Genomic DNA, 25390 nt, shown 5'->3' with positions numbered 1-25390 from the left:
CCTTTTCGATCACTGCAGCGGAAGATTACTCTTCGTCAAAACTGCCGGCTGCGTTGAGCAGATCCGCCAGGTTTTGCTGAGCTTCATCGGCAGTCACCTGCGGCACACCGACAGCACGGGCTGCGGCGGCACGCTGGTTGATGCGGCTGTGGTGGTAGGCAAAGCCGGTACCAGCCGGGATCAGACGACCCACGATCACGTTCTCTTTCAGGCCGCGCAGTTCATCACGCTTGCCACCAACGGCTGCTTCGGTCAGCACGCGGGTGGTCTCCTGGAAGGAAGCCGCGGAGATGAAGGACTCGGTGCTCAGAGATGCCTTGGTAATACCCATCAGGATATGACGGTAGGTAGCCGGGGTCTTCCCTTCGGCAACCAGTTTACGGTTGGCAATCTTCACACGGGCCACTTCAACCTGTTCACCTTCGATCAGGTCGGTGTCGCCAGCGCTCAGGATCTCGCACTTGCGAAGCATCTGACGCACGATGACTTCGATGTGCTTGTCGTTGATCTTAACGCCTTGCAGACGGTAAACGTCCTGCACTTCGTTGGCGATGTAGTTGGCGACCGGGCTGATACCGCGCAGACGCAGGATGTCATGAGCAGACTCGGGACCGTCCGCCAGCACTTCACCCTTCTCAACTTTTTCACCTTCGAACACGTTGAGGTGACGCCATTTCGGAATCATCTCTTCGTAGATCTCGCCACCATCGGTCGGGGTGATGACCAGACGGCGTTTGCCCTTGGTCTCTTTCCCGAAGGAGATGGTACCGGAGATCTCGGCCAGGATGGCCGGCTCTTTCGGCTGACGTGCTTCGAACAGATCCGCAACGCGCGGCAGACCACCGGTGATGTCCTTGGTACCGCTGGACTCTTGCGGGATACGCGCAACCGCGTCACCCACGCCCACGTTGGCACCATCTTCCAGGTTCACGATCGCCTTGCCCGGCAGGAAGTACTGGGCGGGAACGTCGGTGCCCGGGATCATCACATCCTTGCCGTTCAGATCGACCAGTTTCACGGTCGGACGCATCTCTTTACCGGCGCTCGGACGCTCGTTGACATCCAGCACGACGATGGAAGAGAGACCGGTCAGCTCGTCGGTCTGACGAGTGATGGTCACACCGTCGATCATGTGTTCGAAGTGCAGGCGACCCGCTACTTCGGTGATGATCGGGTGGGTGTGCGGGTCCCAGTTCGCGACGGTATCACCGGCGTTCACCGCTTCGCCATCCTTCACTTCCAGCACGGAACCGTAAGGCAGCTTGTGGCTTTCCTTGGTACGGCCCATCTCGTCCATGATGGTCAGCTCGGTAGAACGGGAGGTGATAACCAGCTTGTCAGAGTTGTTCAGAACGAACTTGGCGTTCTGCAACTTGATGCTACCGGTGTTCTTCACCTGGATGCTGCTCTCGGCAGCCGCTCGGGATGCGGCACCACCGATGTGGAAGGTACGCATCGTCAGCTGGGTACCCGGTTCACCGATGGACTGAGCAGCGATAACACCGACAGCCTCACCCTTGTTAACCAGGTGACCACGGGCCAGATCACGGCCGTAGCAGTGAGCACAGTTACCGAAGTCGGTCTCACAGGTGATGGCAGAACGTACCTTCACGCGGTCGACGGAGTTGCGCTCCAGCAGGTCACACAGCTGCTCGTCGAGCAGGGTGTTGCGCGCTACCAGCACTTCATCCTCGGTACCCGGCTTGATCACGTCTTCGGCCACCACACGACCCAGCACGCGCTCACGCAGCGGCTCGACCACGTCGCCACCCTCGATCAGCGGAGTCATCCACAGACCGTCGGTAGTGCCGCAATCGTCCTCGGTGATCACCATGTCCTGGGCCACATCAACCAGACGACGGGTCAGGTAACCGGAGTTCGCTGTCTTCAGTGCGGTATCCGCCAGACCTTTACGAGCACCGTGAGTGGAGATGAAGTACTGCAGTACGTTCAGACCTTCACGGAAGTTCGCCACGATCGGCGTTTCGATGATGGAGCCATCCGGCTTCGCCATCAGGCCACGCATACCGGCCAGCTGACGGATCTGGGCGGCGGAGCCCCGCGCACCAGAGTCGGCCATCATGAAGATGCTGTTGAAGGAGGCTTGCTCTTCCTCATCGCCCAGGGAGTTGACGTTACGCTCCTTGGAAAGGTTGTCCATCATGGCCTTGGAGACGCGATCGTTCGCGCTGGCCCAGATATCGATAACCTTGTTGTAACGTTCGCCCGCGGTCACCAGACCGGACAGGAACTGGTCCTGGATCTCGGCGACTTCGGCTTCTGCAGCAGCGATGATGTCTTTCTTGGCATCCGGGATGACCATGTCATCGATACCAACAGAGGCACCAGACAGGGCCGCGTAGTGGAAACCGGTATACATCAGCTGGTCAGCGAAGATGACGGTATCCTTCAGGCCCTGCTTGCGATAGCAGGTGTTCAGCAGACGGGAGATGAGCTTTTTGCCCAGCGCCTTGTTGGAGACGCACTTGATCCAGTTCTGCGGGTTGGCGTCCAGGTCAGCCTGCTCTGCAGCAGTCAGTACCTTGGGCTCGTCGATCAGGGCGTATTCCATGCCTTTGGGCAGGATCAGGCTCAGGATCGCACGACCAACGGTGGTGTTCTTCATCTCGGTCTTGGCAACCAGCTCACCGGCTTCGTTCTTCACGTACTCGGTGATGCGGCACTTGACGCGAGCATGCAGGTCGGCCAGACCGGCACGGTAGACCTTCTCGGCCTCTTTAGGACCGGACAGCACCATACCTTCGCCTTTGGCGTTGATACGGGCACGGGTCATGTAGTACAGACCCAAGACCACGTCCTGAGAAGGAACGATGATCGGCTCACCGGAGGCAGGCGACAGGATGTTGTTGGTGGACATCATCAGGGCGCGCGCTTCCAGCTGGGCTTCCAGGGTCAGCGGCACGTGGACCGCCATCTGGTCACCGTCGAAGTCCGCGTTATAGGCGGCACAAACGAGCGGGTGCAGCTGGATGGCCTTGCCTTCGATCAGGGTCGGTTCAAACGCCTGGATACCCAGACGGTGCAGGGTCGGTGCACGGTTCAGCAGAACTGGGTGTTCGCGGATCACTTCGTCCAGGATGTCCCAAACGACGGCTTCTTCGCGCTCCACCATCTTCTTGGCGGCCTTGATCGTGGTCGCCAGACCGCGGGATTCCAGCTTGCCGTAGATGAAGGGCTTGAACAGCTCAAGTGCCATCTTCTTCGGCAGACCGCACTGATGCAGACGCAGGGTCGGACCTACGGTGATAACGGAACGACCAGAGTAGTCGACACGCTTACCCAGCAGGTTCTGACGGAAACGACCTTGCTTACCCTTGATCATGTCGGCCAGGGATTTCAGCGGGCGCTTGTTGGAACCGGTGATGGCACGACCACGACGGCCGTTGTCCAGCAGGGCATCCACGGACTCTTGCAGCATGCGCTTTTCGTTGCGCACGATGATGTCCGGCGCAGCCAAGTCCAGCAGACGCTTCAAGCGGTTGTTACGGTTGATCACGCGACGGTACAGATCGTTCAGATCGGAGGTCGCGAAACGGCCGCCGTCCAGCGGTACCAACGGACGTAGGTCCGGCGGCAGCACGGGCAGCACTGTCATGATCATCCACTCCGGCTTGTTGCCGGATTGCAGGAAGGCTTCCATCAGCTTCAGACGCTTGGTGGTCTTCTTGCGCTTGGTCTCGGAGTTGGTCTGATCCAGCTCCTCACGCATGGCTTTGACTTCGCCTTCCAGATCGATGGCGCGCAGCAGGGCCAGAATGGCCTCGGCACCCATCTTGGCGTCGAATTCGTCGCCCCACTCTTCCAGTGCGTCCAGATAGTTCTCTTCGGAGAGCATCTGGCTGCGCTCGAGGTTGGTCATGCCGGGTTCGATCACTACATAGGATTCGAAATACAGCACGCGCTCGATGTCACGCAGGGTCATGTCCAGCAGCAGACCGATACGGGACGGCAGGGACTTCAGGAACCAGATGTGGGCAGTCGGGCTGGCCAGCTCGATGTGGCCCATGCGCTCACGACGGACCTTGGTCTGGGTCACTTCTACACCGCACTTCTCGCAGATCACACCACGGTGTTTCAGGCGCTTGTACTTGCCGCACAGACACTCGTAGTCCTTCACCGGTCCGAAGATACGGGCGCAGAACAGACCATCACGCTCCGGCTTGAAAGTCCGGTAGTTGATGGTCTCAGGCTTTTTGACCTCACCGAATGACCAGGAGCGGATCATGTCAGGAGAGGCCAGACCGATCTTGATACTGTCAAACTCTTCGGTCTTGGTCTGAGCCTTCAAAAACTTGAGTAAGTCTTTCACGTGTTTCCCCTGTCAGGAGTCTAACCTCGGCGCCCCGGCTGCCGAAACAGCGGGGCGCCCACGTCAATTCTCGAACAATAAGAGCGAGCTCTTACTCTTCGTCCAGCTCGATGTTGATACCCAGAGAGCGGATTTCCTTCAGCAATACGTTGAAGGATTCGGGCATGCCCGGCTCCATACGGTGGTCGCCATCCACGATGTTCTTGTACATCTTGGTACGGCCGTTCACATCGTCAGACTTGACGGTCAGCATTTCCTGCAGGGTATATGCCGCACCGTAAGCCTCCAGGGCCCACACTTCCATCTCACCGAACCGCTGACCACCGAACTGCGCCTTACCACCCAGCGGCTGCTGGGTAACCAGGCTGTAGGAACCGGTAGAACGCGCGTGCATCTTGTCGTCTACCAGGTGGTTCAGCTTCAGCATGTACATGTAACCCACGGTGACCTTGCGCTCGAAGGCGTTGCCGGTACGACCGTCGTACAGGGAGATCTGACCGGATTCCGGCAGATCGGCCAGCTTCAGCAAGGCCTTGATTTCGCGCTCTTTGGCGCCATCAAAGACAGGTGTAGCCACCGGCAGACCCTTACGCAGGTTACCCACCAGGGTGCGCACGTCGTCGTCAGACAGCTCGGCGATGTTCACTTGCTGGGAGTCCTTCTCGCCCAGGTCATAGACCTGTTGCAGGAACTCGCGCATCTCGTGCAGCTCGCGCTGTTCTTTGATCATGCGATCGATCTTCTCGCCGATGCCCTTGGCCGCGAGGCCCAGATGCACTTCGAGGATCTGACCGATGTTCATACGGGACGGTACGCCCAACGGGTTCAGTACGATGTCGACCGGACGGCCGTATTCGTCATGGGGCATGTCCTCGACCGGGCAGATCTTGGAGATAACACCCTTGTTACCGTGACGACCCGCCATCTTGTCACCCGGCTGGATGCGACGCTTGACAGCCAGATAGACCTTGACGATCTTCAGTACGCCCGGCGCCAGGTCATCGCCCTGGATGATCTTGCGACGCTTGTTCTCGAATTTCTTGTCGAACTCGGCCTTCAGCTCAACGTGCTGTTCAGCGATCTGCTCCAACTCGATTTGCTTGGCTTCATCTTCGATGGCCAGTTCAAACCACTTGGAACGATCCAGCTTGTTCAGACGATCTTCGCTGTAACCGGCGGCCAGCAGCAGGTTGCGGGAACGGCCGAAAATGCCGTCTTCCAGGATCTTGAACTCTTCGGTCAAGTCCTTCTTCGCTTCCTTCAGCTGCATCTCTTCGATTTCTTTGGCGCGCTTGTCTTTTTCCACGCCATCGCGGGTAAAGACCTGCACGTCAACCACGGTACCGTACACACCGTTCGGCACACGCAGGGAAGAGTCCTTCACGTCGGACGCCTTCTCGCCGAAGATGGCGCGCAGCAGCTTCTCTTCCGGGGTCAGCTGGGTTTCGCCCTTCGGAGTCACCTTGCCGACCAGGATGTCGCCGCCCTTCACTTCCGCACCCACGTAGACGATACCGGACTCGTCCAGCTTGGACAGAGCGGCTTCACCCACGTTCGGGATGTCGGCAGTGATCTCTTCCGGACCCAGCTTGGTGTCGCGGGAGATACAGGCCAGTTCCTGGATGTGGATGGTGGTCAGGCGATCTTCCTGAACCACGCGCTCGTTCACCAGGATCGAGTCTTCGAAGTTGTAACCGTTCCACGGCATGAACGCGACGCGCAGGTTCTGGCCCAGCGCCAGTTCACCGAGATCGGTGGACGGGCCGTCAGCCAGCACGTCGCCCGCCATCACCGGCTCGCCCAACATCACGCACGGACGCTGGTTGATACAGGTGTTCTGGTTGGAACGGGTGTACTTGGTCAGGTTGTAGATGTCGATGCCGGCTTCGCCAGGCAGCAGCTCATCTTCGTTGACCTTGATAACGATACGGGAGGCGTCGACGTAGTCGATCATGCCACCACGCTTGGCCACCACGGTTACACCGGAGTCAACGGCCACTGCGCGTTCCATACCGGTACCTACCAGCGGCTTGTCGGCGCGCAGGGTCGGTACGGCCTGACGTTGCATGTTCGAACCCATCAGGGCTCGGTTAGCATCATCGTGTTCCAGGAAGGGGATCAGGGCCGCTGCCACAGAGACGATCTGTTGCGGGCTCACGTCCATATACTGGATCTGGTCGGCGTTCATAAAGGTGGATTCACCTTTGTGACGGCACGGGATCAATTCATCTTTCAGGCGGCCATCTTCGGTGGTCGCGGCGTTGGCCTGTGCGATCACGTACTTGCCTTCTTCAATCGCAGACAGGTAATCCACTTCGTCGGTGATCACACCGTCGATCACCTTGCGGTACGGGGTCTCGAGGAAACCGTACTCGTTGGTGCGGGAATACACGGACAGCGAGTTGATCAGACCGATGTTCGGACCTTCCGGCGTTTCGATGGGGCACAGACGACCGTAGTGGGTCGGGTGTACGTCTCGAACTTCGAAACCGGCACGCTCACGGGTCAGACCGCCCGGGCCCAGCGCGGAGATACGGCGCTTGTGGGTCACTTCGGACAGCGGGTTGTTCTGGTCCATGAACTGGGACAGCTGGCTGGAACCAAAGAACTCTTTGACCGCGGCGGAGATCGGCTTGGCGTTGATCAGATCCTGCGGCATCAGGGTGTCCAGATCGCCCAGAGACAGGCGCTCCTTCACCGCACGCTCGACACGGACCAGACCAACACGGAACTGGTTCTCGGCCATTTCACCGACGGAACGGATACGACGGTTACCAAGGTGGTCGATATCGTCCACTTCGTCGTTACCGTTACGGATGTCGATCAGGCGCTTCATGACCTCGACGATATCGTCCTTGGTCAGCACGCCAACGCCAGTCTCGTCTTCACGACCCAAACGGCGGTTGAACTTCATCCGACCTACGGTAGACAGGTCGTAACGCTCGGAAGAGAAGAACAGGTTCTCGAACAGCTGCTCGGCCGCTTCACGAGTGGGCGGCTCGCCCGGACGCATCATGCGATAGATCTCGACCAGGGCTTCCAGGCGGCTGGAGCTGGAGTCGATACGCAGGGTCTCGGACATGTAGGCACCGTGATCCAGTTCGTTGGTGAACAGAACCTCGAAGTGCTTGAAGCCGGCTTGGGACAGGTTGGCAACCGCTTCCAGGCTCAGCGCCTGGTTGGCAGTGACAACCATCTCACCAGTCTGCGGGTGCGCGTAGTTCTTGGCTGCAACTTTGCCAACAACATACTCTACCGGCACCTCGATCTGGGTGATGCCGTCTTTTTCCAGCTGACGGATGTGACGGGCAGTGACACGACGACCGGTTTCAACCACCACGGCGCCATTGGCAATGATGTCGAAGGTCGCGGTTTCGCCACGCAGGCGCTCGGGCACCAGATCCATCATCAACTTGCCATCCTTGACTTCGAAACCGATGGTCTCGAAGAAGGTGGCCAGGATTTCTTCGGAACTGAAGTCCAGGGCGCGCAGAATAATGGAGGCTGGCAGTTTACGACGACGGTCGATACGGACAAACAGGTTGTCTTTCGCATCGAACTCGAAGTCCAGCCAGGAGCCACGGTAGGGGATAACGCGAGCGTTATAAAGCACCTTACCGGATGAATGTGTTTTGCCTTTATCGTGGTCGAAGAAGACGCCCGGGCTGCGGTGCAGCTGGGAGACGATAACCCGTTCGGTACCATTGATGACAAAGGTGCCGTTCTCGGTCATGAGCGGAATTTCGCCCATGTATACTTCTTGTTCCTTGATGTCTTTGACGGTGCCGGCAGCTGCTTCACGGTCGTACAGAACCATACGAAGCTTGACACGCAGCGGCGCGGAGTAGGTCACTCCACGGATCTGGCATTCTTTTACGTCAAATACCGGCTCACCCAGGCGATAGCTGACATACTGAAGCTCAGCACTACCGGAGTAACTGGTGATCGGGAAAACGCTACGGAAGGCGGCTTCTAGGCCGTACTCACCTTCCGGGTCAGCCTCGATGAACTGCTTGAAGGAGTCCAGCTGAATGGACAACAGATAAGGCGTGTCCAGTACCTGGTCTCGCTTACCGAAGTCCTTACGTATGCGTTTTTTTTCGGTATAAGAGTAAACCATAGGGTTCCTCAGCTCGCTGATAAGTGACCCACTCTGTCCCCACGGGACAGCTCTGTCTCAACACCGTTTTGTGTTGGCCCGGACGATGAGGCGGTCCGGATTGCTGGTGCACCGAGAGTCGTGAACGGTGTGAAATACTCTCAGTCTACAGCGCAAAAAGGCTGGTGAATAAAGATTCACCAGCCTTAGCCTGTTTTATCAGGCTAATCTACATAAATGCAGATTATTTGATCTCAACAGAAGCACCGGCAGCTTCCAGCTCTTTCTTCAGAGCTTCAGCTTCGTCCTTGGACACGGCTTCTTTCAGATTGGTCGGAGCAGCTTCTACCAGGTCCTTGGCTTCTTTCAGGCCCAGACCGGTAGCGCCACGAACGGCCTTGATGACGGCAACTTTGTTGGCGCCAGCAGCAGTCAGAACTACGTCGAACTCGGTCTTCTCTTCTACTGCTTCAGCAGCAGCCGGGCCAGCCATGACGGCAGCAGCGGCAGAAACACCGAACTTCTCTTCCATAGCCTCGATCAGCTCAACAACTTCCATTACGGACATGGAAGCAACGGCTTCGATGATTTGGTCTTTAGTGATAGACATGACAAAAATTCCTGATGTTGAATAAACTCAAACAGCCTAGATAGGCGAGAATCAAGCAGCAGCTTGTTTCTGGTCGCGAACAGCAGCGATAGTACGAACCAGCTTGCCAGCAGAGGCTTCCTTCATGGTAGCCATCAACTTCGCAATTGCTTCTTCGTAAGTCGGCAGCGTGGCCAGACGATCAATTTGTGCTGCGGCGATAAACTCACCGTTAAAAGCGCCAGCCTTGATTTCGAACTTTTGGTTCGCTTTGGCAAACTCTTTGAACAGACGAGCGGCAGCGCCCGGGTGTTCGTTGGAGAAAGCAATCAAGGTAGGACCGGTAAATGCGTCGTTCAGGCACTCGTATTCGGTACCTTCTACCGCGCGACGCAGCAGGGTGTTACGCACAACGCGCATATACACACCAGCTTCACGAGCGGTCTTACGCAGGACGGTCATCTTCTCTACAGTGACGCCGCGAGAATCGGCTACAACTGCAGAAAGAGCGCCTTTGGCAGCTTCGTTGACTTCAGCAACAATTGCCTTTTTGTCTTCGAGTCCCAATGCCATTGGCTTAACTCCTGGATTGAATCCGGGTCTATTGACCCAGTACTGACACATCCCCCCTACCTTTACAACAGAGGGGAACGATGCGGTAGCAGGATTCCAGAAGAGAAAGAATCTTTCTCGCTGGGTTTCCGGCACCGTCTACGCAGGAAAAATTAAGGCTTTGCGGCCTCCTGCGGTCTTGGACGGAGGTCGAAACCCCCAACCAATCAAGGCGCAAAATTATAGATTAAATTTTGCGCCTTGTAAAACCCATCAATTAGGCCTGAGCTTCCAGGGAAGCTTGGTCTACGGCAACACCGGCACCCATGGTGGTGGAGATGCTGACTTTCTTGATGAATACACCCTTGGCGGAGGACGGCTTGGCCTTCTTCAAGGCAACCAGCAGAGCTTCCAGGTTCTCTTTCAACTGAACTTCGTTGAAGGAAACTTTGCCCAGAGTGGTGTGAATGATACCGTTCTTGTCGTTACGGTAACGAACCTGACCAGCCTTGGCGTTCTTGACGGCTTCGGCTACGTTCGGAGTGACGGTACCCACTTTCGGGTTCGGCATCAGACCGCGCGGGCCCAGGATTTGACCCAGTTGACCAACAACACGCATGGCATCCGGGGATGCGATGACGACGTCGAAGTTCATCTCGCCTTTCTTGACCAGCTCGGCCAGGTCGTCCATACCAACCAGTTCAGCACCGGCAGCCTTAGCGGCTTCGGCGTTGGCACCCTGGGTGAACACGGCGACACGGATGTCACGACCGGTACCGTGCGGCAGTACAGTTGCACCACGTACGTTCTGGTCGGATTTACGAGCATCGATACCCAGGTTAACGGCAACGTCAACGCTTTCAACGAACTTGGCAGTAGCCAGTTCTTTCAGCAGGGCAATGGCTTCGTTGATGGAGTACTCTTTGGTACCGTCAACTTTTTCGCGAATAACGCGCATACGCTTGGACAGTTTAGCCATTGTCTTACTCCTCCACTACCAGGCCCATGGAACGAGCGGAACCGGCGATGCAACGTACTTTTGCATCCAGATCGGCACCAGTCATATCCGGCTCTTTGGTCTTGGCGATTTCTTGCAGCTGAGCCACAGTCACCTTACCAACCTTGTCTTTGTTCGGCTTGGCGGAACCAGACTGGATACCAGCGGCTTTCTTCAGCAGGAAGGAAGCGGGCGGAGTCTTGGTTTCGAAGGTGAAGGAACGGTCGCTGTAAACGGTGATCACGACCGGTGTCGGAGAACCTTTTTCCAGCTTTTCTGTACGGGCGTTGAATGCCTTACAGAATTCCATGATGTTCACACCGTGCTGACCCAGAGCAGGACCAACGGGAGGGCTGGGGTTAGCACTGCCAGCCTTAACTTGCAGCTTGATATAAGCTGTGACTTTCTTAGCCATTACAAAAATACCTCAAAAATGGGTTCTAACGCCTCGGAGACATGCTCCTGCAAACGGCTCCCCAACAAATAAAGGGGCAGCGAATTATAGAGATAATCGCTGCCCCTGACAACCGTTAAACGTACAGAGATTAATCAGCCTTTTTCGACCTGACCAAAATCCAGTTCTACCGGCGTTGAGCGGCCGAAGATCAGTACGGAGACCTTCACGCGGCTCTTTTCGTAGTCCACCTCTTCAACGGTACCGTTGAAGTCGGCGAACGGACCATCGGCAACCCGAACCATCTCACCCGGTTCAAACAGGGTTTTCGGACGCGGCTTGTCGTGGGCATCTTGCAGACGATTGAGGATGGCATCCGCTTCCTTATCGGAGATAGGAGCAGGGCGATCGGAGGTACCGCCGATGAAGCCCATGACGCGCGGTACATTGCGTACCAGGTGCCATGTGGTCTCATCCATCACCATCTGGACCAGGACGTATCCCGGGAAAAATTTGCGCTCACTCTTGCGTTTCTGGCCAGCACGCATCTCGACCACTTCTTCGGTCGGGACCAGCACTTCACCAAACAGCTCTTCCATGCCATGCATCTTGATATGTTCACGCAGGGATTTGGCAACACGGCCTTCGTAGCCGGAAAATGCCTGCACGACATACCATCTCATACGCTGTTCACGTTGTTCAGTCATGGCTTATCCTTACACACCGGTAATCAGGTTGACCAACCAGACCAAGGCGCCGTCCAACACGAACAGCAGCAGCCCCATCACGGCAGTCACCGCCAGCACAATCAGGGTTGTCTGAATGGCTTCCTGACGGGTCGGCCATACGACCTTGCGGACTTCCAGGCGAGACTCACGGGCAAACGCCAGTGTTGCCTTGCCCTTAGTGGTTTGCAGGGCCACTGCACCGGCAGCGGCGATGACAACGACCACACCCAGGGCGCGGACGGCAGCAATAACGTCGCTCAGCAGGTAATTGCCCACTACAGCGGCCGCCAGGATGATGAAAACCAGGCCCCAAAGCAGGGTATCCTTGCTTCCGCCCTGACCCTCAGAACTAACACTCATACAACCCACCTGTATCTGACGTAACCAAAGACACAAAAGCCCCGTACGAGACGAGGTATATGGCAGGGGCGGCAGGACTCGAACCCGCAACCATCGGTTTTGGAGACCGCTGTTCTACCAATTCGAACTACGCCCCTGCATAAGAAAGCCCCTATTATAGGGGCTTTGCTTTATTTATGTAAGCCAAGATTAAGCGATAACTTTAGCTACAACACCAGCACCTACGGTACGGCCACCTTCACGGATGGCGAAACGCAGGCCGTCGTCCATCGCGATCGGCGCAATCAGGGTAACAACCATCTTGATGTTGTCGCCCGGCATTACCATCTCTACGCCTTCCGGCAGTTCGATGGTACCGGTCACGTCGGTAGTACGGAAGTAGAACTGCGGACGGTAGCCCTTGAAGAACGGGGTGTGACGACCACCTTCTTCCTTGGACAGCACGTACACTTCGGATTCGAACTTGGTGTGCGGCTTGATGGTGCCCGGCTTGGCCAGTACCTGACCACGCTCTACGTCTTCACGCTTCACGCCACGCAGCAGGGCGCCAACGTTCTCACCTGCACGACCTTCGTCCAGCAGTTTGCGGAACATTTCAACGCCGGTACAGGTGGTCTTGGTGGTATCTTTGATACCAACGATTTCCACTTCTTCACCAACCTTGACGATACCGCGCTCTACACGACCGGTTACTACAGTACCACGGCCTGCGATGGAGAAGACGTCTTCGATAGGCATCAGGAACGGCTGGTCAATGGCACGCTCCGGTTCCGGAATGTAGGTGTCCAGGTGGCCAGCCAGTTCCAGGATCTTCTCTTCCCACTGAGCTTCGCCTTCCAGCGCTTTCAGTGCGGAACCACGGACTACCGGCAGGTCATCACCCGGGAAGTCGTACTCGGACAGCAGTTCGCGAACTTCCATCTCGACCAGTTCCAGCAGCTCTTCGTCATCTACCATGTCGCACTTGTTCATGAACACGATGATGTACGGAACGCCTACCTGACGACCCAGCAGGATGTGCTCACGAGTCTGCGGCATCGGGCCGTCAGTCGCTGCTACTACCAAGATTGCGCCGTCCATCTGGGCAGCACCGGTGATCATGTTTTTAACGTAGTCGGCGTGACCCGGGCAATCTACGTGGGCGTAGTGGCGGGTTGCAGTGTCGTATTCTACGTGGGAGGTGTTGATGGTGATACCACGCTCACGCTCTTCCGGTGCCTTGTCGATCTGGTCGAAGGCGAAAGCTTTACCACCGAAGTGCTTGGCCAGCACGTTGGTGATGGCGGCGGTCAGGGTGGTTTTACCGTGGTCAACGTGGCCGATGGTACCCACGTTAACGTGCGGTTTATTACGCTCAAATTTTTCTTTAGACATGATCGTCCCTCTAAACTAACGCTGAGTACGCGGTGGCAAGCTAACCACAGAACAGTTTATATGATGGATTTGAATCAAGGGGAGTAGAGAGGTTGGTGCTGACAGGCTGGTTCGATTGCCGAACTCACCCTAAGGTGTGGCTCTCAGAATTACCTGAGCCATATCAGCATCTTGGAGCGGGCAGCGGGAATCGAACCCGCATCATCAGCTTGGAAGGCTGAGGTAATAGCCATTATACGATGCCCGCATTTCTCTAACCCAAAGAACTCAAACCGCAGAGAAATATGGTGGAGGGAGAAGGATTCGAACCTTCGAAGGCAGAGCCGTCAGATTTACAGTCTGATCCCTTTGGCCGCTCGGGAACCCCTCCAGTTGCATAAATGCCACAACGGTAATTCTGCTTGCACCCGTTGTTTTTGTCGCTTTTGCTGGGCAAATAGACGACAGACATCCAAGCGTCGCGCATTTTATGGTAAGGATTTTGGGGATGCAACCATTGCACCTTGCAAAATGTGCATTTATGCCGGGATCCAGGCAAAAAAACGCTCCTTCTCCGTCCCGACCGGACGCGTCCCTTGTCGCTCCCGATCCCTTGGTGTATGGTCGCCCTGCCCAAGAAACAGTGATGACACCATGACGACAGAGCATAACCCCTATTTGCAATTCACCCGCGAACAATGGGCGTTATTGCGCGATGCGGTCCCCCTGACCCTGACCGAGCACGATCTGCAGACCCTGCGCGGGATCAACGAGAAGGTGTCATTGCGGGAAGTGGAAGAGATCTATCTGCCCCTCTCCCGTCTCCTCAATCTCTACGTCAAGGCCAAGCAGCGCCGCAGCCGGGTGCTGGAGCAGTTTCTCGGTCAGTCCCGCGGCAAGGGTACCTATATCATCAGCATCGCCGGCAGCGTGGCGGGGGGAAAGAGCACCACGGCCCGTATCCTTCAGGCATTGCTGGAGCGCTGGCCGGAGCACCCCAGGGTGGAGCTGGTCACCACCGACGGCTTCCTGTTTCCCAACAAGGAGCTGGAAGCCCGTGGCCTGATGCGTCGCAAGGGGTTCCCCGAGTCTTATGACATCCGCCATCTGGTGGAGTTTGTCGCCAATATCCGCGCCGGCCACGAGAAGGTCGAGGCCCCCGTCTACTCCCACCTCATCTATGACATCCTGCCCGACGAGAAGAAGGTGGTGGAGCAGCCGGACATCCTGATCCTGGAGGGGCTCAATGTGCTGCAAAGCGGCATGGACTATCCCCAGGACCCCCATCGCGTGTTCGCGTCGGACTTCGTCGACTTCTCCATCTATGTGGATGCTGACGCCGAGCTGCTGCGCACCTGGTACATCGATCGTTTTCTCAAATTCCGCAGCGGCGCCTTCTCGGATCCCGACTCCTATTTCCACCACTACGCCAAGCTGGCCGAGAGCGAGGCGACCGAGATCGCCAACAACATCTGGCAGGATATCAACTACCTGAATCTGCAAGAGAACATCTTGCCGACCCGGGAGCGGGCCAACCTCATCCTCACCAAGGGCAACGAGCACGCCATCGAGCAGATCAAGCTACGCAAGTGACCACTGTCGCAGTGCATACATGAAAGAGGGGGCCCGCAGGCCCCCTCTTTCATTCAGTCGTCATGAGCGTATGGGTTCAGTCCCCCCGCCGCAGGGAGAGTTCCCCTCCCAGATAGAGCTTGAGCCCTTCTTCCGTCTCCAGACGCAGGGCTCCGCGTTCGTCGATCCCCCGGGCAATCCCGCGGATCACCTGCTCTCCCATCAGCAGCTTCACCGGCTGGCCGGCGAAGTGGTCGAGCCGGTTCCAGCTCTCGACGAAACTCGCCAGTCCCGTCTGTTCGAAGGTCTGCATGGCCTGCTGCAGGTGCAGCAGCACGCAGGCGGCCAGCTCGTTGCGATCCACCAGCTCGGGCTGGATATGGCGCAGCTCGGACCAGGCCTGATCGATCTTCTCCCCCTCCCGACTCGGCATCGCCAGATTGAGGCCGACCCCGATCACCAGATGGCAGCTGGCACCCGCACTGCCGCTCATCTCCACCAGGATGCCCGCCAACTTGCGGCCCTGGTAATAGAGGTCGTTCGGCCACTTGAGCGCCACCCCGGGATAACCGAGGGACTCCAGCGCCTCGACCACCGCCACGCCGACCGCGAGACTCAGTCCCATGGCGGCCGCCATGCCCTGCTCAAGCCGCCAGTACATGCTCAGGATCAGCTGGCAACCGAAGGGAGAAACCCAGGGTTTGCCACGACGTCCCCGCCCGGCGGTCTGGCACTCGGCCAGACAGCTTTCGCCGGAGCTCAGGGTGTTGACCCGCTCCAGCAGGTACTGGTTGGTGGAGTCGATGACAGGGAAGCAGTGCACCGGTGCCATCGGTGCCTCTGCCTGCAGCCGCCCCTCGTCATAGAGGGCCATGGGCACCGCCAGCCGATAGCCCTTGCCGGTCAGGCTGAAGAGATCCAGCCCCAGATCCTTGAGCGCGGCCATGTGCTTGCTCACCGCCGCCCGGCTGATGCCAAGGCGCTCGCCCAGCTGCTCGCCGGAATGAAACTGGCCGTCGCTGAGCAGGGTGATCAGAGTCTGTCTGACGGGGGTCAGGGTCATGCCAGTACCTCGTCGAGCCAGGTTTCACCGCTGCGCCCCATGAAGCGCACCTCGTGTTCCAGCACCACACCGAACTGGTGCTCCACGCTGTCGCGGACATGGGCCGCCAGCGCGATGAGCTCCATGGCGCTGGCGCCCCCCAGATTGACCAGCACCAGCGCCTGCTCCTGATGGACGGCGGCACGACCGATGGCAAACCCCTTGAGACCGCACTGATCGATGAGCCAGCCAGCCGCCAGCTTTGCCTGCCCTTCTGCCGCAGGGTAGCAGGGCATCTGCGGGTATTGCTGTTTCAGGGTCTCGGCCAGGGCGGCGGGCACCACAGGGTTTTTGAAGAAACTGCCCGCGTTGCCCAGCACCGCCGGATCCGGCAGCTTGGCCATGCGGGTGGCACAGACGGTGTCGAAAATGGCCTGTGGCGAAGGGGCATCCCCCAGCGCCGCCAGCGGGCCATAGCCGGCGACCGGGCGCCATGCCTTGGGCAGGCGCAGACCGACGGCGATGATGAAGTGGGAGTCCTGATAGTCGTGCTTGAAGATGCTGTCACGGTAACCGAACCGGCAGTCGGCCGCCGCGATGCGCTCAACCTCGCCACTCTGCCAGTTGAACGCCTCCACGTAGGCACAGACGCTGGCCAGCTCGACCCCGTAGGCACCGATGTTCTGTACCGGGGCCGCCCCAACCGTCCCGGGAATGAGTGCCAGATTCTCCAGCCCGTGCCAGCCCTGTTGCAGGGCGTGACATACCAGCTCGTGCCAGTTTTCACCTGCCGCCACGTGCAGCAGCCAGTGCTCGGACTCCTCGTGCAGCGTGATCCCTTTCAGGCCGTTGTGGACCACCAGACCGGCAAAGTCATCGCAGAACAGGATGTTGCTTCCTCCTCCCAGCACCAGGCGCGGCAAGGTGGCCAACTCCGGGTTGGTCCGCAGTTGCGCGAGATCATCCGGCCGGGTCACATCGGCCAGCCAGAGGCAGTGTGCGTCCAGGCCCATAGTATTGAGGGTCGACAGGGAGGCGTGGGGGGTGAGTTTCATCTGTGTGTTCCGACAAGGACAAGGGCGCAGTTTACCCCAGATCCCCCGGGACAAAAAACCCGGACACTTTTCGGACTCAGGGCTCTGGAGTAGAGTAACCCCTTCATCCCGCTGAGGAAGCATGCATGAACAATCAATTCGCCGTCATCGGCCTGGGCCTGTTTGGCAGCGCCTTGTGCGAAGAGTTGCAGCGCCAGAATGCCGAGGTACTGGCCATCGACATCGACGAGAGCAAGACCCGCCAGATAGCCACCCTCTGCAACCACGTCATCGTGGCCGATGCCACCGACGAGGCCACGGTCGCCGAACTGGGCCTGGCGAATTTCGACATCGTCTTTGTCGCCATCGGCGACAACCTGGAGACCAGCATCCTGACCACGCTGGTGCTGAAAGAGGCGGGCGTGAAGAAGGTCTGGGTCAAGGCCCGCGACAAGTTCCACGCCAAGATCCTGCAGAAGGTGGGCGCGGACAAGGTGATCAACCCGGAGTGGGACATGGGCCGCCGGGTGGCCCAGAGCATGCTGGACAACCGGCTGTTCGACTACCTGGAGCTGGGTCACGACATGGTGCTGACCGAGTTCGTGATCGGCTTGCAGCAAAACACCCGCACCCTGGCCGACTTGCGCCTGCTGCAGCAAAGCGATTTCCAGCTGTTGGCCATCAAGCGTGGCGAGGTGCTGCACAACGTCCTGACCGGCAAGATGGAGCTGCAACTCGGTGACATCCTGATCCTGGCCGGCAACAAGCACGCCATCGATCACTGGCTCGACACCCTATGATCAACTGGCGCAGCAACTACGCCTTCACCCTGCATCGGGAAGACAACTCCCGCTGGAGCGAGGCCAAGCTCATCCTGGGCAGTTTCCTCATCATCCTGCTGGTTGGCACCCTGTTTCTGGTCCAGCCCTCCAGCCACAAGGGTGAGGTCACCGTCATCAACGCCCTGTTCACCGCCACCTCCGCCATCAGCGTGACCGGCCTCGGGGTGGTGGATACCGGCACCGCCTTCACCCTGCAGGGGCAGATCATCCTGTTGATATTGATGGAGATTGGTGGTCTCGGCCAGATGACCATGACACTGCTGCTCATCGCCATGTTCAGCAAGCGGGTCGGGCTGCGCCAGCAGGTGCTGGCCAAGGAGGCGCTGGGCCAGGAGGGATCCGTCAACATCGTCCAGCTGGTGAAACGCATCGTCCTGTTCGCCCTGATTGCCCAGCTGATCGGCACCGCCATCATGGCCATTCGCTGGGTGCCCGACATGGGCTGGGGCCACGGCCTCTACGTCAGCTTCTTCCACGCGGTGTCGGCTTTCAACAACGCCGGCTTCTCGCTGTTTGCCAACAACCTCATGGACTACCGGGATGACCCCATCATCAGCCTGACCATACCGGCCCTGCTGATCCTGGGGGGGGTAGGCTTCACCGTCATCGTCGACCTGGTGCGCAACCGCCGCTGGCGCAAGCTGAAACTGCACAGCAAGCTGATGCTGCTGATGACCCCTGCCCTGCTGCTGCTGGGGACCCTGATGTTCTGGCTGCTGGAGCACAACAACCCGGGCACCCTGGGCAACGCCTCCTTCGGGAGCCAGTGGCTGGCAGCCTTCTTCCAGTCGGCCACCGCGCGCACGGCGGGCTTCAACACGGTGGATATCGGCCAGATGGTACCGGCCTCCCTGCTGTTCATGATGATGCTGATGTTCATCGGTGCCGGGGCAACCTCCACCGGGGGCGGTATCAAGGTCACCACCTTTGCCGTCGTTCTGCTGGCGACCCGGGCGTTTCTGACCAAGCGCCCCCATGTCACCGCCTTCGGCCGCACCCTGTCACCCCAGATAGTGACCCGCTCCCTGGCCATCATCATCGTCAGTACCATGGTGCTGATGCTGGCGATGTTCCTGCTGATGCTCACGGAGTCGCAATCATTCGACAAGATCATGTTCGAGACCATCTCGGCCTTCGCCACCGTGGGTCTGTCCACCGGCATCACCGCTTCTCTGAGCGAACCGGGCAAACTGATCCTGGTGCTGGTGATGATCTGCGGCCGTCTGGGGCCCCTCACCCTGGCGATCATGCTGGCCCGCCCGGTGGAGACCCGCATCCGTTATCCGGAAGAGAGCGTCTACACGGGGTAAGCCATCCCATCCATACAAGAGGGGCCTCCGGCCCCTCTTTCTTTTCTATGTGATCACGGCGCGCGCCAGCCTCAGGCCGCCTTGCCCCTGGTCGTCCCCTTGCCAGAGCTCTTTCCCGTACTCTTGCCAGCACTCTTGCTCGTGCGGGGGCGTGCGGCGGTGGACGCAGTCCGCTTGCGGCGGGCAAAGCGTGGCTTGCTGTCACCGGGCGCCGCCGTGGGCAGCGCGCTGAAGCTGGCGCCAGAATCCTGCCGCGCCCCCTCGATCAGGCCGTTGAGCTGCTCGGTGAGCGGCCCCATGAACTGCTGGTAGCTGCCGTGACGTTCGGCGATCTGACCCAGACTCTGCTCCCACAGTGCCGTCATGTCCGGTGTCGTGGCGGTCGTGGGCAGCGCCTGGACCAGGGCTCGCCCGGTCGGGGTGGCCTTGATGCTCTTGCCCTGGCGCACCAGGAAGCGGCGCTTGAACAGCAGATCGATGATCCCGGCCCGGGTCGCCTCGGTGCCCAGACCGTCGGTCTCCCGCAGGGTCTTGCGGATCTCGGGATCCTGCACATAACGGGCGATGCCGGTCATGGCGGCCAGCAAGGTGGCATCGGTAAACGGCTTGGGGGGCTGGGTCATCTTCTCCAGCAGTTCCCCCCGCTCGCACAGCAGTTCCTCCCCCTCTTTCAGGGCAGGCAGGGTTCCCGCCTCCTCCTCGTCATCCTCTTCCACTCCGAGCAGCGCCTTCCAGCCCGCCTTGAGGATGCGGCGCGCCTTGGCCTGGAACAGCCCTCCGGCGATGCGCAGCAACACCTTGCTGTCGTTGTACTCGAACGGCGGGTAGAACTGCAGCAGATACTGGCGGGCAATCAGGCCGTACAGCTTCGCCTCGTCGGCCCCCAGGCTCGCCTCGTTCCCCCTCTTCTCGGTGGGAATGATGGCGTGGTGGGCATCCACCTTGCTGTCGTTCCACGCCTTGCTGCGGATCCTGCCATCCGCTTCGGCGACCGCCCTGGCCAGCGCAGGGGCCGTGCTGGCGATGGCCTCCCGCACCTGGCCGGCCCGGTTGAAGTGCTCGCTCGGCAGATGGCGGCTGTCGGATCTGGGATAGGTGATGAGCTTGTGCCGCTCGTAGAGGCTCTGGCAGACGTCCAGCACCCGCTTGGCATCCATGCCAAAGCGCTTGGCCGCGTCGATCTGCAGGCTGGAGAGGTTGTAGGGGAGCGGTGCCGCCTGCTTGCGCGCCTGCTCCTCCACCGCCTCCACCCGGGCGGGTTGCCCCTGGATCCGCTCCACCACCTTGGCGGCCAGCGCCCGGTTGAGCACCCGTCCCTCCTCATCCTGCCAGGGCAGACAGGCCTCCGATGGCAGCCACCTGGCGGTGAAGCGTTCGTTGCCCTGGGTCAGCAGATGGGCCATCACCTCGTAGAACGGCTTGGGAACGAAGGCCTCGATCTCGAGATCCCGGCGCACCACCAGACCGAGCAAGGGGGTCTGTACCCGGCCCACCGACAGCAGTTCGCTGCAACCCCCCTTGCGACCAAGCAGGGTATAGGCCCGGGTCATGTTGATGCCATAGAGCCAGTCGGCACGGCTACGGGCCAGCGCCGACACCGCCAGCGGCACGAACTCCTTGTTGTCCCTGAGCTTGTCGAGGGCGCGGCGCACGGCGGGGGGATTGAGATCGCTGATGAGGCAGCGCTGAACCGGTTTGGTCTTGGGATAACCGAGAAAGTCGATCACCTCGTCCACCAGCAGTTGCCCTTCCCTGTCCGGGTCACCGGCGTTGACCACGCAGTCCGCCTGCTTGATGAGCCCCTTGATGACGGCCAGCTGGGCCTTGGTCTTGGGTTTGGCCACCAGCTGCCACTGGGTCGGGACAATGGGGAGGGATTCCATGCGCCACTGCTTGTAGGCGGCATCGTAGGCATCGGGCTCGGCCTGCTCCAGCAGGTGGCCGATGCACCAGGTCACCACGTCTCCCTGCGCCGTCTCGATGAAACCCTCCCCCTTCTTGTGAGGTTTGGGGAGGACATCGGCGATGGCGCGGCCAAGGCTGGGTTTCTCGGCGATAAAGAGTCGCATGATGGATACACCTGAATACTGTATATGTGAACAGTATACAATCCTCTCACCGCAAACCCCAAGCCCCGGGGTGGTGCGCGGCCTCCCCGTCCCGGCTTGGGCATCGCCCCCATCACAGGACACCCCGCTCCCGTTGAAGGGTAAAAGTGCGATTAAAGTTCAAAAAAGCATTTCCAAACAAAAAAAAAACCAAAAATTACTTACATGTCGAAATAAAAATCATGACCAAGGTCAACCCATCGAATCTTGGGACTACTACTATATTGGTAATACCCGAATTCGAAGGACACCGTCACCATGCTTGGAAAACTGTTGAGAAAGACCTGGTTCTGGCTTCTGCTGCTCGGGGCCCTGCTGGGGGTCGCTGCACTGGGCGTCACCGTCACCGTGCTGCACAAGACCAGCTCCACCGAGTTCTGCGTCTCCTGCCACTCCATGCAGACCCCCCTCGCCGAATATCAGGGCAGTGTCCACTTCCAGAACGTGAAGGGGATCCGCGCCGAGTGCGCCGACTGCCACATCCCCAGTGAACCCGCCGCCTATCTCTGGACCAAGATCCGCGCCGTGAAAGACATCTATCACGAGGCGATCGGCACCCTCGACACCCCGGAAAAATACGAGGCCCACAAGCTGCGCATGGCCCAGACCGTGTGGGATCAGCTCAAGGCCAATGACTCCGCCACCTGTCGCAGTTGCCACAGCTACACCGCCATGGACATCCTGGCCCAGCGCCCCAATGCCCGCGCCGAGCACCCGGTCGCCATCAAGGAGGGCCAGACCTGCATCGACTGCCACCGCGGCGTCGCCCACATCATGCCGGACATGAGCGGCCTGGCTGCCGCCGGTGCCAGCGAACTGGCCGCCGCCGCGGCCCAGACCCCGGCCAGCGTCACCACCCGCTATGCCATCGCCACCACCCCGCTCTATCTGGATGCCGGCGCCAAGACTGATGAAGGCACCCTGATGCCCTCCACCCAGGTGGAAGTGCTGGCCAACGACAACGGCCGCGCCCAGGTGCGCATCGACGGCTGGCAGCAGGACGGGGTGAGCGAGGTGTTCTACGCCGCCCCCGGCAAACGGATCCTGAGCGTGCTGGTCGGCGAAGCCGCCAGAAAAGCCCTCGTGACCGGCAAGAGCGAAACCGACAGCGCCACCAACCTCACCTGGCATCAGGTCAGCCTGACCGCCTGGGTCGACCAGAGCCAGCTCATCGGCGACCAGGGCAAGCTGTGGCAATACGCCTCCACCCTGATGTCCAACAACTGCACCGGCTGTCACGGCCTCACCGCGCTGGATCACTTCAACGCCAACCAGTGGATCGGCGTCATCAAGGGGATGGAGTCCCGTACCTCCCTCACCCCGGAGCAGGCGCGCATGCTCACCCAATACGTGCAGAAACACGCCAGCGACATGAGCGCGGCCCATTAAGGCAGGAACAGAGGACTCTCCCATGACTTTTTTCAATGACCAACAGACCAACCTCTCCCGCCGTACTCTGCTCAAGGGGCTGGGGGCCTGTGCCGCCCTGCCCCTGCTGGCTGGTCTCTTCCCGAAAAGCGCCCTGGCCAAGGCCGTCAGCACGGCGCTGGAGCAGTTCCCGACTCTGGTCCCCGCCCAGAAGGGCATCCTGACCGGCGCCCACTGGGGGGCCTTCGAGGCCATCGTCTCCGAGGGCCGCATGGTGCGGGTCCAGCCGGTGGCCGACGATCCGGCACCGAACGATCTTATCGACATGGCGCCGTTCCAGGTGCACGCCAAGAACCGCATCAAGTACCCCATGGTGCGCAAGAGCTGGCTGGAGCACGGCCCGGGTGCCAGACCGGAGCTGCGCGGTGCCGACGAGTGGGTACGGGTGAGCTGGGAGAAGGCCATCGAACTGGTGGCCGGCGAGATCCAGCGCGTTCAGTCTGATTTCGGCCCCCAGGCGATCCACGCCGGTTCCTACGGCTGGAAGAGTGTCGGCATGTTCCACAACAGCCGCACCCTGCTGCACCGCCTGATGAACCTCTCGGGCGGCTTCACCGGTTATGCCGGGGACTACTCCACCGGCGCGGCTCAGGTGATCATGTCCCACGTGATGGGCTCCATCGAGGTGTACGAGCAGCAGACCGCCTGGCCCAACGTGGTGGAGCACGCCGAACTGGTGGTGCTCTGGGGGGTCAACGCCCAGGTGACCCTGAAGAACAGCTGGAACATGCCGGATCACGAGGGGCAGGCCGGCTTCAAGGCGCTGAAAGAGAAAGGCACCCGGGTCATCAGCATCGATCCCGTCTACAACGAGACCGCCAAGCAGGCCAATGCCGAGTGGATTGCCCCGAACGCCTACACAGACGTGGCCATGATGTTGGGTGTCGCTCACACCCTCTACAGCGAGAAGAAGCACGATCAGGCCTTCCTCGATCGCTACACCGTCGGCTTCGACACCTTCCTCGCCTACCTGCTCGGCAAGGATGACGGTCAGCCCAAGAGCGCCGAGTGGGCGAGCGCCATCTGCGGCGTCGATGCCAAGGTGATCCGCCAGCTGGCCCTCGACATGGCCGCCAAGCGCACCATGCTCATGGCGGGCTGGGGCATGCAGCGTCAGCACCACGGTGAACAGCCCAACTGGATGCTGGTCACTCTGGCCGCCATGCTGGGCCAGATCGGCCTGCCGGGGGGCGGCTACGGCTTCAGTTACCACTACTCCTCCGGTGGCAGCCCCACCGCCAAGGGCGGCATTCTGGCGGGCATCTCCGCTGGCAGCGCACCGAAGAACAGCCCGGCCCCCATCCCGGTGGCCCGCATCGCCGACTGCCTCGCCAACCCGGGCAAGACCATCGACTTCAACGGCCGCAAGGTGACCTACCCGGACATCAAGCTGGTCTACGTGGCGGGCGGCAACCCCTTCCACCACCATCAGGACACCAACAACCTAGTCAAGGCCTGGCGCAAACCCCAGACCGTGATCGTTCACGAGCCCTACTGGACGGCCACCGCCAAACACGCCGACATCGTACTGCCGGCCACCACCAGCTATGAGCGCAACGATCTGGAGATGGGGGGCGACTACTCCCAGCGCTACGTCTTCCCCATGCACCAGTGCGTACCGCCCCAGTTTGAAGCTCGCAACGATTTCGACATCTTCAGCGCCATCGCCGCCAAGCTGGGTGTGCAGGAGCAGTACACCGAAGGGAAGGACGAGATGCTGTGGCTCAAGCAGATGTACGACGGCATGGCGGCCCAGGCCCGTGGCGCCCGGGTGGCGCTGCCGCCGTTCAACATGTTCTGGGAGGCCAACAACTACATCCGCTTCCCGATCCCCGAGGCCAACCGCCAGTGGATCCGTCACGCCGATTTTCGCGAAAACCCGCTGCTCAACCCGCTCGGTACCCCGTCCGGCAAGATCGAGATCTTCTCCAACACGGTGGCGGGGATGGGTTACGCCGACTGCGCCGGTCATCCCAAGTGGTATGAGCCCAAGGAGTGGGTGAAGAGCGAGGTGGCGGCGCGCTATCCGCTGTCGCTCAACACCTCCCACCCGACCCAGCGGCTGCACTCCCAGCTCGACAACACCCCGCTGCGGGACAAGTTCGCCATCGCCGACCGCGAAGCGATCCTGATCCATCCTGACGACGCCAAAGCGCGCGGCATCCAGGATGGCGATCTGGTGCGGGCCTTCAACGAGCGCGGCCAGATCCTGGTGGGGGCCCTGATCTCCGCCGATATCCGGCCCGGGGTAGTGCGGGTGTGTGAAGGGGCCTGGTATGACCCGGCCAAGCCGGGCGAAGCGGGCAGCATCTGCAAGAACGGCAACGTCAACTGCCTCACATTCGACGAGGGCTCGTCCAGTCTGGCCCAGGGCAACTGCGGCCACATGGCCCAATTGCAGATAGAGAAGTATATCGGGCCAGTGCTCGCCAACACGGCGCACGAGGTACCGGCCAACGGCTGAGTAGAGGACTGAGCAACAAAAACGGCGCCATCAAGGCGCCGTTTTCTTATCGCAGTTTGTGGTGTGGCTCAGAATCAGAAGTCACCCTCAACCATATACTCTTTCGCACACTCCACCCGCCTTGCAGCCAGAGTGGGGACAAGGTGGCTCAGAAGTCTCCTTCCACCCTGTACTCTTCGGCACACTCC

The 25390-nt window shown here is 59.8% G+C and carries 17 protein-coding genes and 3 tRNA genes; 5 read left to right on the top strand and 15 right to left on the bottom strand.

Annotated elements, in window-relative coordinates; all coding sequences use genetic code 11:
* Positions 1–25: 25 nt before the first annotated feature.
* The 12 genes from rpoC to BN1120_RS11825 all read right to left on the bottom strand — a co-directional run bounded on the left by rpoC (position 26) and on the right by BN1120_RS11825 (position 13793).
* A complete protein-coding gene (gene rpoC / locus BN1120_RS11880; RefSeq protein WP_010675955.1) occupies positions 26–4330 on the bottom strand; it encodes a DNA-directed RNA polymerase subunit beta' in 4305 nt (1434 codons plus the stop codon).
* A gap of 91 nt (positions 4331–4421) precedes the next feature.
* Complete coding sequence (gene rpoB / locus BN1120_RS11875; protein ID WP_042016253.1) at positions 4422–8450, bottom strand: DNA-directed RNA polymerase subunit beta; 4029 nt, start codon at positions 8448–8450, stop codon at positions 4422–4424.
* Positions 8451–8673: 223 nt separating this feature from the next.
* On the bottom strand, positions 8674–9039 hold the full coding sequence (gene rplL / locus BN1120_RS11870; protein ID WP_010675957.1) for a 50S ribosomal protein L7/L12: 366 nt from the start codon (positions 9037–9039) through the stop codon (positions 8674–8676).
* A gap of 51 nt (positions 9040–9090) precedes the next feature.
* Positions 9091–9591: a 50S ribosomal protein L10 gene (gene rplJ, locus BN1120_RS11865; RefSeq protein WP_042016252.1), complete on the bottom strand. Its 501-nt coding sequence runs from the start codon at positions 9589–9591 to the stop codon at positions 9091–9093.
* 256 nt (positions 9592–9847) lie between these two features.
* Complete coding sequence (gene rplA, locus BN1120_RS11860) at positions 9848–10549, bottom strand: 50S ribosomal protein L1 (RefSeq protein ID WP_010675958.1); 702 nt, start codon at positions 10547–10549, stop codon at positions 9848–9850.
* 4 nt (positions 10550–10553) lie between these two features.
* On the bottom strand, positions 10554–10982 hold the full coding sequence (rplK, locus tag BN1120_RS11855; RefSeq protein WP_005306313.1) for a 50S ribosomal protein L11: 429 nt from the start codon (positions 10980–10982) through the stop codon (positions 10554–10556).
* Positions 10983–11116: 134 nt separating this feature from the next.
* The gene (gene nusG, locus BN1120_RS11850) at positions 11117–11668 is read right to left on the bottom strand and encodes a transcription termination/antitermination protein NusG (RefSeq protein ID WP_010675959.1); all 552 of its coding nucleotides are present in this window, start codon (positions 11666–11668) and stop codon (positions 11117–11119) included.
* A gap of 9 nt (positions 11669–11677) precedes the next feature.
* Positions 11678–12049, bottom strand: a complete 372-nt coding sequence (gene secE / locus BN1120_RS11845; RefSeq protein WP_010675960.1) for a preprotein translocase subunit SecE — start codon at positions 12047–12049, stop codon at positions 11678–11680.
* A 60-nt stretch (positions 12050–12109) separates the two neighbouring features.
* Positions 12110–12186: transfer RNA gene (locus BN1120_RS11840), tRNA-Trp, on the bottom strand.
* A 52-nt stretch (positions 12187–12238) separates the two neighbouring features.
* Positions 12239–13423 (bottom strand): elongation factor Tu, encoded by a 1185-nt coding sequence (gene tuf / locus BN1120_RS11835; RefSeq protein WP_005306325.1) that lies wholly within the window; start codon positions 13421–13423, stop codon positions 12239–12241.
* Positions 13424–13595: 172 nt separating this feature from the next.
* A tRNA-Gly gene (locus BN1120_RS11830) sits at positions 13596–13670 on the bottom strand.
* A 38-nt stretch (positions 13671–13708) separates the two neighbouring features.
* Positions 13709–13793: transfer RNA gene (locus tag BN1120_RS11825), tRNA-Tyr, on the bottom strand.
* Positions 13794–14056: 263 nt separating this feature from the next.
* Here BN1120_RS11825 and coaA point away from each other — a divergent pair.
* Complete coding sequence (gene coaA / locus BN1120_RS11820; protein ID WP_042016251.1) at positions 14057–14995, top strand: type I pantothenate kinase; 939 nt, start codon at positions 14057–14059, stop codon at positions 14993–14995.
* Between the two features lie 76 nt (positions 14996–15071).
* Here the strand turns inward: coaA and birA are convergent, their stop codons facing one another.
* Both birA and murB read right to left on the bottom strand, forming a co-directional pair.
* Positions 15072–16037, bottom strand: coding sequence for a bifunctional biotin--[acetyl-CoA-carboxylase] ligase/biotin operon repressor BirA (gene birA / locus BN1120_RS11815; protein ID WP_042016250.1), 966 nt, complete (start codon positions 16035–16037; stop codon positions 15072–15074).
* Positions 16034–17071 carry a UDP-N-acetylmuramate dehydrogenase gene (murB, locus tag BN1120_RS11810; protein WP_010675964.1) on the bottom strand — a complete coding sequence of 346 codons (1038 nt, stop codon included), beginning with the start codon at positions 17069–17071 and terminating at the stop codon, positions 16034–16036. Before murB ends, birA begins: the two co-directional genes overlap by 4 nt.
* A gap of 125 nt (positions 17072–17196) precedes the next feature.
* Here murB and BN1120_RS11805 point away from each other — a divergent pair, with 125 nt between their 5' ends.
* Both BN1120_RS11805 and BN1120_RS11800 read left to right on the top strand, forming a co-directional pair.
* Positions 17197–17850 (top strand): potassium channel family protein, encoded by a 654-nt coding sequence (locus BN1120_RS11805; protein ID WP_010675965.1) that lies wholly within the window; start codon positions 17197–17199, stop codon positions 17848–17850.
* Positions 17847–19202 (top strand): TrkH family potassium uptake protein, encoded by a 1356-nt coding sequence (locus BN1120_RS11800; RefSeq protein ID WP_041211921.1) that lies wholly within the window; start codon positions 17847–17849, stop codon positions 19200–19202. Before BN1120_RS11805 ends, BN1120_RS11800 begins: the two co-directional genes overlap by 4 nt.
* A 71-nt stretch (positions 19203–19273) precedes the next feature.
* On the opposite strand, the gene BN1120_RS11795 is transcribed toward BN1120_RS11800, so the two are convergent.
* Positions 19274–21271: a DNA topoisomerase III gene (locus BN1120_RS11795; RefSeq protein WP_042016249.1), complete on the bottom strand. Its 1998-nt coding sequence runs from the start codon at positions 21269–21271 to the stop codon at positions 19274–19276.
* Positions 21272–21568: 297 nt separating this feature from the next.
* On the opposite strand from BN1120_RS11795, the gene BN1120_RS11790 reads away from it, so the two are divergent.
* Positions 21569–22699: a NapC/NirT family cytochrome c gene (locus BN1120_RS11790; RefSeq protein WP_042016248.1), complete on the top strand. Its 1131-nt coding sequence runs from the start codon at positions 21569–21571 to the stop codon at positions 22697–22699.
* A 22-nt stretch (positions 22700–22721) separates the two neighbouring features.
* Positions 22722–25202 carry a trimethylamine-N-oxide reductase TorA gene (gene torA / locus BN1120_RS11785; RefSeq protein ID WP_042016247.1) on the top strand — a complete coding sequence of 827 codons (2481 nt, stop codon included), beginning with the start codon at positions 22722–22724 and terminating at the stop codon, positions 25200–25202.
* Positions 25203–25390: the final 188 nt, after the last annotated feature.

Origin of the sequence: Aeromonas caviae (assembly GCF_000819785.1) — a bacterium.
GTDB classification, from domain to species: domain Bacteria; phylum Pseudomonadota; class Gammaproteobacteria; order Enterobacterales; family Aeromonadaceae; genus Aeromonas; species Aeromonas caviae.
Note: the sequence above shows the minus strand (reverse complement) of the source record. Positions and strands in the feature narration are given on the sequence as shown.

Bases quoted from the DNA above. Each gene is read 5' to 3' on its own strand.
- rpoB (WP_042016253.1), bottom strand. From the start codon at position 8,450: ATGGTTTACTCTTATACCGAAAAAAAACGCATACGTAAGGACTTCGGT.
- rplL (WP_010675957.1), bottom strand. From the start codon at position 9,039: ATGTCTATCACTAAAGACCAAATCATCGAAGCCGTTGCTTCCATGTCC.
- rplJ (WP_042016252.1), bottom strand. From the start codon at position 9,591: ATGGCATTGGGACTCGAAGACAAAAAGGCAATTGTTGCTGAAGTCAAC.
- rplA (WP_010675958.1), bottom strand. From the start codon at position 10,549: ATGGCTAAACTGTCCAAGCGTATGCGCGTTATTCGCGAAAAAGTTGAC.
- rplK (WP_005306313.1), bottom strand. From the start codon at position 10,982: ATGGCTAAGAAAGTCACAGCTTATATCAAGCTGCAAGTTAAGGCTGGC.
- nusG (WP_010675959.1), bottom strand. From the start codon at position 11,668: ATGACTGAACAACGTGAACAGCGTATGAGATGGTATGTCGTGCAGGCA.
- secE (WP_010675960.1), bottom strand. From the start codon at position 12,049: ATGAGTGTTAGTTCTGAGGGTCAGGGCGGAAGCAAGGATACCCTGCTT.
- tuf (WP_005306325.1), bottom strand. From the start codon at position 13,423: ATGTCTAAAGAAAAATTTGAGCGTAATAAACCGCACGTTAACGTGGGT.
- coaA (WP_042016251.1), top strand. From the start codon at position 14,057: ATGACGACAGAGCATAACCCCTATTTGCAATTCACCCGCGAACAATGG.
- birA (WP_042016250.1), bottom strand. From the start codon at position 16,037: ATGACCCTGACCCCCGTCAGACAGACTCTGATCACCCTGCTCAGCGAC.
- murB (WP_010675964.1), bottom strand. From the start codon at position 17,071: ATGAAACTCACCCCCCACGCCTCCCTGTCGACCCTCAATACTATGGGC.
- BN1120_RS11805 (WP_010675965.1), top strand. From the start codon at position 17,197: ATGAACAATCAATTCGCCGTCATCGGCCTGGGCCTGTTTGGCAGCGCC.
- BN1120_RS11800 (WP_041211921.1), top strand. From the start codon at position 17,847: ATGATCAACTGGCGCAGCAACTACGCCTTCACCCTGCATCGGGAAGAC.
- BN1120_RS11795 (WP_042016249.1), bottom strand. From the start codon at position 21,271: ATGCGACTCTTTATCGCCGAGAAACCCAGCCTTGGCCGCGCCATCGCC.
- BN1120_RS11790 (WP_042016248.1), top strand. From the start codon at position 21,569: ATGCTTGGAAAACTGTTGAGAAAGACCTGGTTCTGGCTTCTGCTGCTC.
- torA (WP_042016247.1), top strand. From the start codon at position 22,722: ATGACTTTTTTCAATGACCAACAGACCAACCTCTCCCGCCGTACTCTG.